The organism is Streptomyces sp. NPDC054872 (genome assembly GCF_053610705.1).
Map to the genome: position 1 here is coordinate 1 of NZ_JBSGYY010000060.1, position 12573 is coordinate 12573.

The window sequence follows — 12573 nt, forward strand, 5'->3', positions numbered from 1 at the left end:
CCCGGCGCCTGCCGGGTCCGCCTCCTCGTACGCCGGTGGAACTCAGCCCTCGGAGTGCGCGAGCTGGCCCGTCTGCGGCTGCGGGCTGCGCTTGGCCTGGCCGAGGCCGGCGGCACGCATGGCCATGCCCACGACGCCGCCGACGGCGATGATGACCATGCCGGCCCAGAAGCCCAGCGGGTTGGCCATCACCATGAAGGCACCCGATACGCAGAAACCGATGAAGGCGATGGTGACACCGGTCCAGGCGGCCGGGGTGTGTCCGTGGCTGCTGCCCGCCATGACTTGCTCCTCGTTGCTGTATGCGTGGTGGTGATGCGTGAGGTGAGCCGAACGCTCACCGCTCCATTGTCCCGTACTCGCGCACGTGCCATGAGCGCGGGGTCATGCCTCGCGCGTCGGGTCCTCGCCGCGGTCGAGGGCCTTCCACAGGTCCTCGGGACGGTCCGGGTCCACCTTGGGCGGCGCCTTGCGGGGGCGCGGGGCGCCGTCGCGTTCATAGCGTCCCGACATCGCGGGCCAGTTCCGGCCGTACGTCAGGGCGAGCAGCCCGGCGATCATGATCAGCGCGCCCGCGGCGGCCGCGGCGTACGGCCAGGCCGTGTGGCTGAGATCACCGATCGTGGCGGCGGCGTCTCCGGAGGCCTCGGCGGCCTTCTCGTCCAGCGCACCGCTGTCGTTCGCGGCGAGGAGGGCGGCGGCCACGGTGCCCGCGCCGCTCAGCGTGAGAAGCAGCGAGACGAGCATCCGTCCGGCCCTGCGGACCGCGAAGACGGCGACGAGCGCGGCGAGGCCCACTATCGCGAGGGCCGCGGGCACGCCCGTGACATCGCTGCCCGTGGCGCTCAGCGGCAGTTCGCCGCCCGCCACCGAAGCGGTGCCCTTGGCCCAGGTCTGGCGGGACGCGAGCAACGCGAGGGCCGCGCCGACCGCGCCGAACATCAGGGCTACGGCGATGCTGCGCCGGCCGCTGCGCTGGGCCCGGGTCTCGGGCTCGGCGTCGGCCTCGGCGGCGTCGGCGGCCTGGGTGCGGGGCGGAGGTACGGCAGAAGTCACCCCTCCACTATCCCTCACGTCCATCGGGGCGACGCAGCCGGTTCGCCGTGTGGATGGCCCGCAGGACCGCCGCCGCCTTGTTGCGGCACTCGGTGTCCTCGGCCACCGGGTCGGAGTCGGCGACGACCCCGGCTCCGGCCTGGACGTATGCCGTGCCGTCGCGCAGGAGTGCGGTGCGGATGGCGATGGCGGTGTCGGAGTCGCCCGCGAAGTCGAGATATCCGACACAGCCGCCGTACAGGCCGCGCCGGGAGGGTTCGAGCTCGTCGATGATCTGCATCGCGCGCGGCTTGGGGGCGCCGGAGAGGGTGCCCGCCGGGAAGCAGGCGGTGAGGACGTCGAAGGCGGTGCGGCCGTCGGCGACCTGGCCGGTGACCGTCGACACGATGTGCATGACGTGGGAGTACCGCTCGATCGACATGAAGTCGACGACCTCGACCGATCCGGGCTCGCAGACGCGCCCCAGGTCGTTGCGGCCCAGGTCGACGAGCATCAGGTGCTCGGCCCGCTCCTTGGGGTCGGCGAGCAGTTCCTCGGCGAGGGCCTGGTCCTCCTGCGGCGTCGCGCCGCGCGGCCGGGTGCCGGCGATGGGGTGCACCATGGCGCGTCCGTCCTCGACCTTGACGAGGGCCTCGGGCGAGGAGCCGACGACGTCGAACCCGTCGAAGCGGAAGAGGTACATGTACGGCGACGGGTTGGTGGCCCGCAGCACGCGGTAGACGTCCAACGGGCTTGCTTCACAAGGGGTTTCGAAGCGCTGCGAGGGGACGACCTGGAAGGCCTCGCCCGCGCGGATCCGCTCCTTGATGTCCTCGACGGCTTCCTGGTACTGCTCGCCGCCCCACAGGGCGGTGTACTCGGGGAGCTCGGAGGGCGGCAGGGCCGCCGGGGGCTGGGAGACGGCCCGCGACAGGTCGGACTCCATGGCGTCGAGCCGGGCCACCGCGTCGGCGTACGCCTCGTCGACGCCCGTCTCCAGGTCGTTGTGGTTGATCGCGTTGGCGATCAGGAGCACGGACCCGTCCCAGTGGTCGAGGACGGCGAGGTCGCTGGTGAGCAGCATCGTCAGCTCGGGCAGCTGGAGGTCGTCCCGCTCGCCGGGGCCGATCTTCTCCAGGCGCCGCACGATGTCGTAGCCGAGGTATCCGACCATCCCCCCGGTGAAGGGCGGCATCCCGGACGCCAGGTCGCGCGGGGTGTGCAGGGCCTCGACGGTGGCACGCAGGGCGTCGAGCGGGTCACCGGAGGTGGGGACACCGACGGGAGGGGTGCCCAGCCAGTGGGCCTCGCCGTCACGGCTGGTGAGGGTGGCGGCGCTGCGGACGCCGACGAAGGAGTAGCGGGACCACGAGATGTCGGTCCGGCCGTTCTCCGCGGACTCCAGGAGGAACGTGCCGGTGCGCTCCGCGGCGAGCTTGCGGTAGAGCCCGACGGGAGTGTCGCCGTCCGCGAGGAGCTTGCGGCTGACGGGGATCACTCGGCGGTCGCTCGCGAGCTTGCGGAAGGTCTCGAGATCCATGGGGAGGAGCTTACGGCCGTGCGGGTGGCCGACGGTGTCGCGGGCCGACGGGCAGGGCCTGTGCCACTAGAACGGGACGATGACCAACCGCCGTATGCTGCCCGCCTTCGCCCTCCTCCTCGCCTCGACCGCGTTCGCGGCCGCCGCTCCCGAGCCCGTGGTGTGGCCCGCGCCCGAGAACGTGCCCGAGCGGGTCCGCGCCGCGGGCCTGGAGATGCTCGACTCCGAGGCGATGGACATGCACATCCACACCACCCTGAAGGTGTACTCCGGCACCAGCCCCGTCACGGTCCCCGCGGACATCGGCATCGACCGCTCGGGCCCGAAGCCCCGCTACAGCCCGCTGCACACGCACGACACCAGCGGCACCCTGCACGTGGAGTCGGAGGAGTGGCGCGACTTCACCCTGGGTCAGTTCATGACGGAGTGGGGTGTGCGCGGCGTACGCGAGAAGTGCCGCGCGGACGTCGCCGGGCGCTCCTGGGCCGGCGACCCGTCCCGCATCGTGCTGCGGGACGGCGAGACGATCACCCTTCGGTGCCGGTGAAGGTGACCGGGAGGGAGTCGGCGTCGAAGCACGTGCGGGTGCCCGTGTGACAGGCGGCGCCGATCTGGTCGACCTGGACCAGGACGGTGTCCGCGTCGCAGTCGAGGGCCACGGACTTCACGTACTGGAAGTGGCCGGACGTGTCGCCCTTCACCCAGTACTCCTGGCGGCTGCGCGACCAGTACGTGCAGCGCCCCGTGGTGAGCGTGCGGTGCAGCGCCTCGTCGTCCATCCAGCCCAGCATCAGCACCTCGCCGGTGTCGTACTGCTGGGCGATCGCGGGGACGAGGCCGTCGGCGCCGCGCTTGAGGCGGGCGGCGATCCCGGGGTCGAGGCTGCTGGGCGGGGGCGTGGCGGTCATGAGGACATTGTGCCGCGCTCCGGTGACCCCGCCGGCCCATGTCCACTGGGCGGACCCCGTACCGAGTCGTACGCTGGGGCGTATGTCGACCCATGCCAAGCGTGAACGACTTCTCCTCGCCGATCTGTTGGAGGCGGAGGGCCCCGACGCCCCCACTCTCTGCGACGGCTGGAACACCCGTGACCTCGCGGCCCATGTGGTGGTCCGCGAGCGCCGCGCGGACGCCGCGGGCGGGCTTCTCGTCAAGCAGCTGGCCTCGCGCCTGGAACGTGTGCAGGCCGAGTTCGCCGCGAAGCCGTACGAGGAACTGATCCAGCTGATCAGGACGGGACCGCCGCGCTTCTCCCCCTTCTCCCTCAAGCAGATCGACGAGGCGTCGAACGCCGTCGAGTTCTATGTCCACACCGAGGACGTGCGGCGCGCCCGGCCCGACTGGACGCCGCGCGAGATCGACCCGGTCTTCTCGGACGCCCTGTGGTCACGCCTGGAGCGGATGGCCCGCCTGATGGGCCGCAAGGCGCCGGTGGGCATGGTCCTGCGGCGCCCCGACGGCCAGACGGTGGTGGCGCACCGCGGCACTCCCGTGGTGACGGTGACGGGCGAGCCGTCCGAACTGCTGATGTTCGTGCACGGACGGCAGGACGCGGCGAACGTCGAGCTGGACGGCGAGAAGGACGCGATCGCCAGACTGCACGAGACGAAGCAACTGGGCATCTGATGATCCGGGTCGCGATGACCGGGGTGTACGTGGACGACGTGGCCAGGGCCCACGCGTTCTATACGAACGTCCTGGGCTTCGAGACCCGGAATCACGTGTGGCCGGGCGGTGGCGTGCCCTTCGTCACGGTCGGCGCGGCGGGCGGTCACAACGACGTGGAGCTGCTCCTGGAGCCGGGCGAGGGGCCCATCGCCGAGCCGTACCGCAAGGCGCTGCACGCGGCGGGAATCCCGTGCATCGTCCTCCGGGTCGACGACGTACGGGCCGAGCACGAGCGGCTCGTCGGCCTGGGCGTGCGGTTCGCCCACGGCCCCGAGAAGCAGGGCCCGGTGATCACCGCGGTGCTCGACGACACGGTGGGGAATCTGGTGCAGCTGATGCAGGGAAGGGCGTAGGGACTGGCGGACGCGGGTTCAGCCGGGCAGTTCCGCTTCCCGCAGTCCGCGGGAGCACAGACCGAAGAGGCCGGCGAGCCCGCACGCCGCCGCGCTCACGGTGAACACCGGCGCCGTGCCCCACGCGGCCACGGCCACGCCCGTCAGCGGATACGTGAGCGGTGCGACGCCCAGGCTGACCAGGCCGCCCACCGAGGTCACCCGCCCCACGTAGGCCGGGTCGGCCTCCGTCTGCGCCAGCGCCGCGCTCACCGCCCCCGTGAGGCCGATCAGGAGACCCACCAGCAGCGCCACCCCCGCGGCGGCCCAGACAGCGGGCACGTAAGCCACGGCGCCCACCCCCACCGCTCCGGCGAGGCACGTCGCCGACAGCACGAGACCGGCCCTCGGCACCCTCCCGCGCACCGTCAGGAAGAGCGCGGAGGCCCCGGCGCCCGCGCCGAATCCGGCAAGGACGAGACCGACCCCCGAGGCGCCCCACCCGCGCTCGTCGGCCAGCATGGTGAGCCCGATGTTCAGCGGTCCGACGAACCCCAGGTCGGCAAGGGCGACGAGCACCATCAGGGGTGCGAGGACGCGGTGTCCGCGGATGTACCGCAGGCCGTCGCCCAGTTCGCCCCACGCAGTCCGCCCGTCCGCCCTGTCGTCGTCCGGCAACTCCTTCATCCGCAGGGAGACCAGCAGCGGCAGCGACACCGCGAACAGCGCGCCCGCGATGCCGAAGGCCGCCGCGGAGCCGCCGAGCGCGACCCCGAGGCCGCCGAGCGGAGCGCCCACGACGTTGGCGAGCCGGACCACCAGGCCCCGCATGCCCTGCACCCGGGCCAGCTGGTCCCGCCCCGTGACGCGGGCGGGCAGCGCTCCGACGGCGGGCATGAACAGCGCGTCGACCGTCCCGAAGACCAGCCCGAGCGCGCCGAGCAGCCACACCCCGGGGCTCGCCACGACCAGCAGCCCCGCCACCGCGAGCACCGCCGCGCACCGCACCGCGTCGCTGCCGATGACGACCCTGCGCGGCCCGAAACGGTCGGCGACGACTCCCCCGCCCAGCATCAGGAGGGCACGCGGCACGGCGCTCACGGCCATCACCAGACCTGCCTGCGCGGGGCCCCCGGACCGGACGGCGGCCCAGGACAGGGCCAGGTAGTAGACGTTGTCGCCGACCGCGGAGGCGCTGTACGCACCGAGCCAGCGCAGGACGTTGCCGTCCTTGTGCGCGGGCGTTTCCGTGACGGGGGCCGTGCGTATGCCGGTGGTGGTCATGAGGACAGCCCTCTCAGAGCCGGAAGGGGAAGCTGGCCAGGTGCACGGCGACGTTCTCGCGCCCCTCGGTGTCGCCCGCCGCCTCTGCGGCCTTGCCCTGCTCCTCGTACGTCTTGATCAGGGCGTGGATCTCGGCGTTGAGGCGGGTGAGCTCGGCGGGGTTCAGACGGGCGAGGAAGTCGGACTGGTCGGCCGCCGTGCGCCATTCGGCGCCCCAGGCCCCTTGCTGGTCGAGGTACGTCTCGTACTGCTCGCTGCGCTGCGCGAGCAGGCTGCGGACGACGGCCGTGTGCGTGGCCGCCCCCTCCGGGGTGTCCTTGAAGTCCTCGTGGCGGAAGCTCAGGGTGTCCTGCGCCGCCTGCCACCACCGCTCCCGCGCGTCCCCGCTCTGCACCTCCGCCTCCACGATGAGCCCGTGCTCGGCGAGCTTGCGCAGGTGGTAGCTGACGAGGGAGACGGCCTCGTCGACCTGGGCGGCGATCTGTGAGGCGGTGGCGGGGCCCCCCGCCCGCAGCGTGCCGTAGATCTTCAGCCGCAGGGGATGCCCGAAGGCCTTGAGCGTGCCGACGTCAGTGATGCGGCGGGACTCCGCGGGCTTGGGCTGCTTGTCGTCCATGGCTTCACGCTAGATACAAAAGAAAAGTTGCGCAATATAAGTTGCGCAACTTTTCCTTCCTACTTGGGCGACGTAAAGCCCTGGCCACCCAGTGACCAGGGCTTACGCGCACATCAGGCGGAACCGCTCAGCGGACCGGGTGTCCGGCCCCCCGCAGCGTGTCCTTCACCTCGCCGATCCGCAGATCCCCGAAGTGGAAGACCGAAGCGGCGAGGACCGCGTCCGCGCCCGCCTCGATCGCGGGCGGGAAGTGGTCCAGGCGGCCCGCGCCGCCGGACGCGATGACGGGGACGGTGACGTGCCGCCGTACCGCCGCGATCATCTCGATGTCGTAGCCGTCCTTCGTGCCGTCCGCGTCCATCGAGTTGAGCAGGATCTCCCCCGCGCCGAGCTCGGCGGCCTGGTGCGCCCACTCGACGGCGTCGATCCCGGCGGACTTGCGGCCGCCGTGGGTCGTCACCTCGAAGCTCCCGGAGGCGGTACGCCGCGCGTCCACCGACAGGACGAGGACCTGGCGGCCGAACCGCTCCGCGATCTCGCGGATCAGCTCCGGGCGGGCGATGGCGGCCGTGTTGACGCCCACCTTGTCCGCGCCGGCCCGCAGCAGCTTGTCGACGTCCTCGGCGGTGCGGACACCGCCGCCCACCGTGAGCGGGATGAAGACCTGCTCGGCGGTGCGGCGGACCACGTCGTACGTCGTCTCGCGGTTGCCGGAGGACGCGGTGATGTCCAGGAAGGTGAGCTCGTCGGCGCCCTCGGCGTCGTACACCTTGGCCATCTCGACGGGGTCGCCCGCGTCGCGCAGGTTCTGGAAGTTGACGCCCTTGACGACCCGGCCGTTGTCCACATCGAGGCAGGGGATCACCCGTACGGAGAGCGTCATTCCCTGTCACCCGCCCTCGGGCCGTAGGCCTCCACCTCGACCTCGACGACCAGACTCGGATCGATGAAGCCGGAGACGATGAGCAGCGACGCGGCGGGGCGGACGTCGTCGAACAGCTCCTTGTGGGCCCGGCCGACCTCCTCCACGTCGCGTGCGTGGGTCAGGTACATGCGGGTGCGTACGACGTGCTCCCGGCCGAGGCCCAGCTTCTTCAGGGCGTCGAAGGCGACCTGGAAGGCGTTCTTGGCCTGCTCGTAGGGGGTCCCGGCGTCGATGACGCCATCCACCACCGACGTGCAGCCCGACACCATGACGAGGCCGTTGGGCAGCTCGACGGCGCGGGAGTAGCCGAAGGCCTCCTCCCACGGTCCGCCGGACTTCACCCTGCGCACGAGGTACGTCATGACGAGGCCACCGCGGCCAGGGCCTCTTCGAGGGTGAAGGCCTTCGCGTACAGCGCCTTGCCGACGATGGAGCCCTCGACGCCCTGCGGGACGAGCTCGGCGATCGCGCGCAGGTCGTCGAGCGAGGAGACGCCGCCGGAGGCGACGACCGGGCGGTCGGTGGCCGCGCAGACGTTCTTCAGGAGCTCCAGGTTCGGGCCCTGCAGCGTGCCGTCCTTGGCGATGTCGGTGACGACGTAGCGGGCGCAGCCCTCGGAGTTGAGGCGCTCCAGGGTCTCGTAGAGGTCACCGCCGTCGCGGGTCCAGCCGCGGCCGCGCAGGGTCGTGCCGCGCACGTCGAGACCGACCGCGATCTTGTCGCCGTGCTCGGCGATGACCTTGGCGACCCACTCCGGGGTCTCCAGGGCGGCGGTGCCGAGGTTCACGCGGGTGCAGCCGGTGGCGAGGGCGGCGGCGAGCGTGTCGTCGTCGCGGATGCCGCCGGACAGTTCGACCTTGATGTCCATGGCGCCCGCGACCTCGGCGATCAGCGCGCGGTTGTCGCCGGTGCCGAACGCGGCGTCCAGGTCGACCAGGTGCAGCCACTCGGCGCCCGACCGCTGCCAGGAGAGGGCGGCCTCCAGCGGGGAGCCGTAGGAGGTCTCAGAGCCGGACTCGCCATGGACGAGGCGTACGGCCTGGCCGTCGCGGACGTCGACGGCGGGAAGGAGTTCGAGCTTGCTCACAGAGGTCCCTGACATTCCTAGAGGGTTCCGATCCAGTTGGTGAGGAGCTGGGCGCCGGCGTCGCCGGACTTCTCGGGGTGGAACTGCGTGGCCCACAGCGCGCCGTTCTCGACGGCGGCCACGAAGGGCTCGCCGTGCGTGGTCCAGGCGACCTTGGGCGCGCGGAAGGCGGGGTTGCCGGCCTCGAAGTCCCAGTGGTGCACGGCGTACGAGTGCACGAAGTAGTAGTGGGCGTCGGCGTCGAGGCCCGCGAACAGCTGGGAGTCGTCCGGCGCCTGGACCGTGTTCCAGCCCATGTGCGGGACGATGTCGGCCTTCAGCGGCTCGACGGTGCCGGGCCACTCGTCGAGGCCCTCGGCCTCCACGTCGTGCTCGATGCCGCGCGCGAAGAGGATCTGCATGCCGACGCAGATGCCCATCACAGGGCGGCCGCCCGCGAGCCTGCGGCCCACGATCCAGTCGCCGCGCGCCTCCTTGAGCCCCTGCATGCAGGCGGCGAAGGCGCCGACGCCGGGGACGAGGAGGCCGTCGGCGGCCATGGCCTTGTCGTAGTCGCCGGTGATCTCGACGTCCGCGCCGGCCCGCGCGAGGGCGCGCTCGGCGGAACGGACGTTCCCGAAGCCGTAGTCGAAGACGACGACCTTCTTGCGGGGATTCTGGGGAGTGCTCATGTCGCGTACGCCCCTCAGTTCCAGTAGTCGAGCCGCATGATCCCCGCCGCCAGGCACATGACCGCGGCGATGGAGAGCAGCGCGATCAGGCCCTTGGGCATCCCCTGCTTGACGAAGGAGATGATGCCGCCGATCAGGAAGAGACCGACGACGATCAGGATGGTGTTCAGACCGGTCATGGCTTTACAGCGCGCCCTTCGTGGAGGGAAGGATCCCGGCGGCGCGCGGGTCACGCTCGGACGCGTAACGCAGCGCGCGGGCCAGGGCCTTGAACTGGCACTCCACGATGTGGTGCGCGTTCCGGCCGTACGGCACGTGGACGTGCAGGGCGATCTGGGCCTGCGCGACGAAGGACTCCAGGATGTGCCGGGTCATCGTCGTGTCGTACGTGCCGATCATCGGCGCCATGGTCTCGGGCTCGGTGTGCACGAGGTACGGGCGGCCGCTCAGGTCGACGGTCACCTGGGCGAGCGACTCGTCGAGCGGGACCGTGCAGTTGCCGAAGCGGTAGATGCCCACCTTGTCGCCGAGCGCCTGCTTGAAGGCGGCGCCCAGGGCGAGGGCGGTGTCCTCGATCGTGTGGTGGGTGTCGATGTGCAGGTCGCCCTCGGTCTTGACCGTGAGGTCGAAGAGGCCGTGGCGGCCGAGCTGGTCGAGCATGTGGTCGTAGAAGCCGACACCCGTCGACACCTCGACCTTGCCGGTGCCGTCGAGATCGATCTCGACGAGGACCGACGTCTCCTTGGTGGTTCTTTCGACCCGTCCTACGCGGCTCATGCCCTCTGCTCCTTCTTGAGTTCGCGTACCGCATCGAGGAACGCGTCGTTTTCGGCGGGGGTTCCCGCGGAGACCCGCAGCCACCCCGGTACGCCGTTGTCCCGGACCAGGACGCCCCGGTCGAGGATCTTCTGCCAGACGGCGTGGGCGGCCCCTTCGCCCTCGAACCGCCCGAACTGGACGAAGTTGGCGTCGGAGTCGGTGACTTCGTAGCCGATCGCGCGCAGCTCGCTCACCAGCCGGTCGCGCTCCCGCTTCAGCTGCTCGACGTACTTCAGGAGCGTGTCGGTGTGCTCCAGGGCGGCCAGCGCGGTGGCCTGCGTGACGGCCGACAGGTGGTACGGCAGCCGTACGAGCTGTACGGCGTCGACGACCGCCGGGTCGGCGGCGAGGTAGCCGAGGCGCAGCCCGGCGGCGCCGAAGGCCTTCGACATCGTGCGGGACACGACCAGGTTCGGGCGCCCCGCGAGCAGCGGGAGCAGCGAGCCGCCGTGGCTGAACTCCACGTACGCCTCGTCGATCACCACCATCGAGGGCCCCGCGGCCTGCGCGGCTTCGTAGAGCGCGAGGACCGTGTCGGCCGAGACGGCGTTGCCCGTGGGGTTGTTGGGCGTGGTGATGAAGACGACGTCGGGCTGGTTCTCGGCGATGGCCTTCGTCGCCGCCTCGACGTCGATGGTGAAGTCGTCGCCGCGGGGGCCCGAGATCCAGCCCGTGCCGGTGCCGCGCGCGATGAGGCCGTGCATCGAGTACGAGGGCTCGAAGCCGATGGCGGTGCGGCCGGGCCCGCCGAAGGTCTGCAGGAGCTGCTGGATGACTTCGTTCGAGCCGTTGGCCGCCCAGACGTTGGCGAGGGTGACCTCGTGACCGCCGGTCTTCGTGAGGTAGCGGGCGAGCTCGGTGCGCAGCTCGACCGCGTCACGGTCGGGGTAGCGGTTGAGGTCGCGCGCCGCCTCGCGCACCCGCTCGGCGATGCGCTCGACGAGCGGTTCGGGCAGCGGGTACGGGTTCTCGTTCGTGTTCAGGCGTACGGGTACGTCGAGCTGGGGCGCGCCGTAGGGGGACTTGCCGCGCAGTTCGTCGCGTACGGGGAGATCGTCGATCCGGACGGTCACTGGTTCGGCACCTTCCATCCGAAGCGGGCCTTGATCGCCGCACCGTGCGCGGGCAGGTCCTCGGCCTCGGCGAGCGTCACCACGTGCCGGGCGACATCGGCGAGGGCGTCGCGCGTGTAGTCGACGATGTGGATGCCGCGCAGGAACGACTGGACGCTGAGCCCCGAGGAGTGGCAGGCGCAGCCGCCCGTCGGCAGGACGTGGTTGGAGCCCGCGCAGTAGTCGCCGAGCGAGACGGGGGCCCAGGGGCCCACGAAGATCGCGCCGGCGTTCTTCACGCGTCCGGCGACGGCCGCGGCGTCCGCGGTCTGGATCTCCAGGTGCTCGGCGCCGTACGCGTCGACGACGCGCAGGCCCTCGTCGAGGCCGTCGACCAGGACGATCGCGGACTGCCTGCCCGCCAGGGCGGGGACGATCCGGTCCTCGACGTGCTTGGTCGCCGCGACCTGCGGTTCGAGCTCCTTGGCGACCGCGTCGGCCAGGGCCACGGAGTCGGTGACGAGGACGGCTGCCGCGAGCGGGTCGTGCTCGGCCTGGCTGATCAGGTCGGACGCGACGTGCACGGCGTCCGCCGTGTCGTCGGCGAGGACCGCGATCTCGGTCGGGCCTGCCTCGGTGTCGATGCCGATGCGGCCGGTGAAGTAGCGCTTGGCGGCCGCGACCCAGATGTTGCCGGGCCCGGTGACCATGTTGGCCGGGGCGCACGTCTCGGTGCCGTACGCGAACATCGCGACGGCCTGGGCGCCGCCGACCGCGTACACCTCGTCGATGCCGAGGAGGGCGCAGGCGGCGAGGATCGTCGGGTGCGGAAGGCCGTCGAAGTCGCTCTGCGGCGGGGACGCGAGCGCCATCGACTCGACGCCGGCCTCCTGCGCCGGGACCGCGTTCATGATCACGGAGGACGGGTAGACCGAGCGGCCGCCGGGCGCGTAGAGACCGACGCGCTCGACCGGCACCCACTTCTCGGTGACCGAGCCGCCGGGCACGACCTGGGTGGTGTGCGGGGCGCGGCGCTGCTCGCGGTGGACGATGCGGGCGCGGCGGATCGACTCCTCGAGCGCCTCGCGCACGACCGGGTCGAGTCCGGCCAGGGCGTCGGCGATGGCGGTCGCGGGGACACGGACCTGCGTCAGTGCTACTCCGTCGAACTTCTCCGCGTATTCGATCAGCGCCGCGTCGCCACGATGATGCACGTCCTCGCAGATGGGCCGCACCTTCTCCAGGGCGGCCGCGACGTCGAAGTCGGCACGGGGCAGCAGGGCGCGCAGGGCGGGGCCCTCGGGGAGGGCGTCGCCGCGCAGATCGATTCGGGAGATCACATGGCCAATTCTCTCAGACCCTGATTCCCGCCCGGACGCCGTATCACTGGCTGATATGAACCCACCCGTCGCACGGCACACCGCCCTGCCTGGAACGCTTCGTGCCGCCCCTTGCTTTTCGGAAGACCTCGTTCACCACTAGCGTTCAGCCCGTCACTGAGCGGGCATGAAACAGGTGTACGAGACCAGGGCGCATCGCAGGAC

The 12573-nt window shown here is 71.5% G+C and carries 17 protein-coding genes; 3 read left to right on the top strand and 14 right to left on the bottom strand.

What is annotated here, in order from left to right; genetic code table 11:
- Positions 1 to 42: 42 nt before the first annotated feature.
- From ACWGIH_RS41340 to ACWGIH_RS41350, 3 genes are all read right to left on the bottom strand, one after another.
- Positions 43 to 282: an HGxxPAAW family protein gene (locus ACWGIH_RS41340; protein ID WP_453450374.1), complete on the bottom strand. Its 240-nt coding sequence runs from the start codon at positions 280 to 282 to the stop codon at positions 43 to 45.
- A 102-nt stretch (positions 283 to 384) separates the two neighbouring features.
- Entirely contained in the window at positions 385 to 1080 is a 696-nt protein-coding gene (locus tag ACWGIH_RS41345) for a TIGR02234 family membrane protein (protein WP_453450373.1), read from the bottom strand.
- Complete coding sequence (locus ACWGIH_RS41350; protein WP_453450372.1) at positions 1064 to 2575, bottom strand: anthranilate synthase component I; 1512 nt, start codon at positions 2573 to 2575, stop codon at positions 1064 to 1066. The genes ACWGIH_RS41345 and ACWGIH_RS41350 overlap by 17 nt, the downstream gene beginning before the upstream one ends.
- A gap of 79 nt (positions 2576 to 2654) precedes the next feature.
- On the opposite strand from ACWGIH_RS41350, the gene ACWGIH_RS41355 reads away from it, so the two are divergent.
- The gene (locus tag ACWGIH_RS41355; protein WP_453450371.1) at positions 2655 to 3122 is read left to right on the top strand and encodes a hypothetical protein; all 468 of its coding nucleotides are present in this window, start codon (positions 2655 to 2657) and stop codon (positions 3120 to 3122) included.
- Here ACWGIH_RS41355 and hisI read toward each other — a convergent pair.
- The gene (gene hisI, locus ACWGIH_RS41360; RefSeq protein ID WP_453450370.1) at positions 3103 to 3483 is read right to left on the bottom strand and encodes a phosphoribosyl-AMP cyclohydrolase; all 381 of its coding nucleotides are present in this window, start codon (positions 3481 to 3483) and stop codon (positions 3103 to 3105) included. The two genes, ACWGIH_RS41355 and hisI, sit on opposite strands and share 20 nt — an antisense overlap.
- Positions 3484 to 3565: 82 nt before the next feature.
- On the opposite strand from hisI, the gene ACWGIH_RS41365 reads away from it, so the two are divergent.
- On the top strand, positions 3566 to 4201 hold the full coding sequence (locus ACWGIH_RS41365) for a TIGR03085 family metal-binding protein (RefSeq protein WP_453450369.1): 636 nt from the start codon (positions 3566 to 3568) through the stop codon (positions 4199 to 4201).
- The gene (locus tag ACWGIH_RS41370) at positions 4201 to 4596 is read left to right on the top strand and encodes a VOC family protein (RefSeq protein ID WP_453450368.1); all 396 of its coding nucleotides are present in this window, start codon (positions 4201 to 4203) and stop codon (positions 4594 to 4596) included. Before ACWGIH_RS41365 ends, ACWGIH_RS41370 begins: the two co-directional genes overlap by 1 nt.
- 18 nt (positions 4597 to 4614) lie before the next feature.
- Here the strand turns inward: ACWGIH_RS41370 and ACWGIH_RS41375 are convergent, their stop codons facing one another.
- The 10 genes from ACWGIH_RS41375 to hisD all read right to left on the bottom strand — a co-directional run bounded on the left by ACWGIH_RS41375 (position 4615) and on the right by hisD (position 12369).
- On the bottom strand, positions 4615 to 5859 hold the full coding sequence (locus ACWGIH_RS41375; protein ID WP_453450367.1) for an MFS transporter: 1245 nt from the start codon (positions 5857 to 5859) through the stop codon (positions 4615 to 4617).
- A 13-nt stretch (positions 5860 to 5872) separates the two neighbouring features.
- The gene (locus ACWGIH_RS41380; protein WP_453450366.1) at positions 5873 to 6475 is read right to left on the bottom strand and encodes an ArsR/SmtB family transcription factor; all 603 of its coding nucleotides are present in this window, start codon (positions 6473 to 6475) and stop codon (positions 5873 to 5875) included.
- A 127-nt stretch (positions 6476 to 6602) separates the two neighbouring features.
- Positions 6603 to 7358, bottom strand: coding sequence for an imidazole glycerol phosphate synthase subunit HisF (gene hisF / locus ACWGIH_RS41385; RefSeq protein ID WP_453450365.1), 756 nt, complete (start codon positions 7356 to 7358; stop codon positions 6603 to 6605).
- On the bottom strand, positions 7355 to 7762 hold the full coding sequence (locus tag ACWGIH_RS41390) for a RidA family protein (protein ID WP_453450364.1): 408 nt from the start codon (positions 7760 to 7762) through the stop codon (positions 7355 to 7357). The genes hisF and ACWGIH_RS41390 overlap by 4 nt, the downstream gene beginning before the upstream one ends.
- Positions 7759 to 8487, bottom strand: coding sequence for a bifunctional 1-(5-phosphoribosyl)-5-((5-phosphoribosylamino)methylideneamino)imidazole-4-carboxamide isomerase/phosphoribosylanthranilate isomerase PriA (priA, locus tag ACWGIH_RS41395; protein ID WP_453450377.1), 729 nt, complete (start codon positions 8485 to 8487; stop codon positions 7759 to 7761). Before priA ends, ACWGIH_RS41390 begins: the two co-directional genes overlap by 4 nt.
- 17 nt (positions 8488 to 8504) lie before the next feature.
- A complete protein-coding gene (gene hisH / locus ACWGIH_RS41400; RefSeq protein ID WP_453450363.1) occupies positions 8505 to 9158 on the bottom strand; it encodes an imidazole glycerol phosphate synthase subunit HisH in 654 nt (217 codons plus the stop codon).
- A gap of 14 nt (positions 9159 to 9172) precedes the next feature.
- Entirely contained in the window at positions 9173 to 9337 is a 165-nt protein-coding gene (locus ACWGIH_RS41405; protein ID WP_453450362.1) for a hypothetical protein, read from the bottom strand.
- A 4-nt stretch (positions 9338 to 9341) separates the two neighbouring features.
- Positions 9342 to 9935, bottom strand: a complete 594-nt coding sequence (gene hisB / locus ACWGIH_RS41410) for an imidazoleglycerol-phosphate dehydratase HisB (protein ID WP_135330188.1) — start codon at positions 9933 to 9935, stop codon at positions 9342 to 9344.
- The gene (locus ACWGIH_RS41415; protein ID WP_453450361.1) at positions 9932 to 11050 is read right to left on the bottom strand and encodes a histidinol-phosphate transaminase; all 1119 of its coding nucleotides are present in this window, start codon (positions 11048 to 11050) and stop codon (positions 9932 to 9934) included. The genes hisB and ACWGIH_RS41415 overlap by 4 nt, the downstream gene beginning before the upstream one ends.
- Entirely contained in the window at positions 11047 to 12369 is a 1323-nt protein-coding gene (hisD, locus tag ACWGIH_RS41420; RefSeq protein ID WP_453450360.1) for a histidinol dehydrogenase, read from the bottom strand. Before hisD ends, ACWGIH_RS41415 begins: the two co-directional genes overlap by 4 nt.
- Positions 12370 to 12573: the final 204 nt, after the last annotated feature.

Bases quoted from the DNA above. Each gene is read 5' to 3' on its own strand.
- ACWGIH_RS41340 (WP_453450374.1), bottom strand. From the start codon at position 282: ATGGCGGGCAGCAGCCACGGACACACCCCGGCCGCCTGGACCGGTGTC.
- ACWGIH_RS41345 (WP_453450373.1), bottom strand. From the start codon at position 1,080: ATGGACGTGAGGGATAGTGGAGGGGTGACTTCTGCCGTACCTCCGCCC.
- ACWGIH_RS41350 (WP_453450372.1), bottom strand. From the start codon at position 2,575: ATGGATCTCGAGACCTTCCGCAAGCTCGCGAGCGACCGCCGAGTGATC.
- ACWGIH_RS41355 (WP_453450371.1), top strand. From the start codon at position 2,655: ATGACCAACCGCCGTATGCTGCCCGCCTTCGCCCTCCTCCTCGCCTCG.
- hisI (WP_453450370.1), bottom strand. From the start codon at position 3,483: ATGACCGCCACGCCCCCGCCCAGCAGCCTCGACCCCGGGATCGCCGCC.
- ACWGIH_RS41365 (WP_453450369.1), top strand. From the start codon at position 3,566: ATGTCGACCCATGCCAAGCGTGAACGACTTCTCCTCGCCGATCTGTTG.
- ACWGIH_RS41370 (WP_453450368.1), top strand. From the start codon at position 4,201: ATGATCCGGGTCGCGATGACCGGGGTGTACGTGGACGACGTGGCCAGG.
- ACWGIH_RS41375 (WP_453450367.1), bottom strand. From the start codon at position 5,859: ATGACCACCACCGGCATACGCACGGCCCCCGTCACGGAAACGCCCGCG.
- ACWGIH_RS41380 (WP_453450366.1), bottom strand. From the start codon at position 6,475: ATGGACGACAAGCAGCCCAAGCCCGCGGAGTCCCGCCGCATCACTGAC.
- hisF (WP_453450365.1), bottom strand. From the start codon at position 7,358: ATGACGCTCTCCGTACGGGTGATCCCCTGCCTCGATGTGGACAACGGC.
- ACWGIH_RS41390 (WP_453450364.1), bottom strand. From the start codon at position 7,762: ATGACGTACCTCGTGCGCAGGGTGAAGTCCGGCGGACCGTGGGAGGAG.
- hisH (WP_453450363.1), bottom strand. From the start codon at position 9,158: ATGAGCACTCCCCAGAATCCCCGCAAGAAGGTCGTCGTCTTCGACTAC.
- ACWGIH_RS41405 (WP_453450362.1), bottom strand. From the start codon at position 9,337: ATGACCGGTCTGAACACCATCCTGATCGTCGTCGGTCTCTTCCTGATC.
- hisB (WP_135330188.1), bottom strand. From the start codon at position 9,935: ATGAGCCGCGTAGGACGGGTCGAAAGAACCACCAAGGAGACGTCGGTC.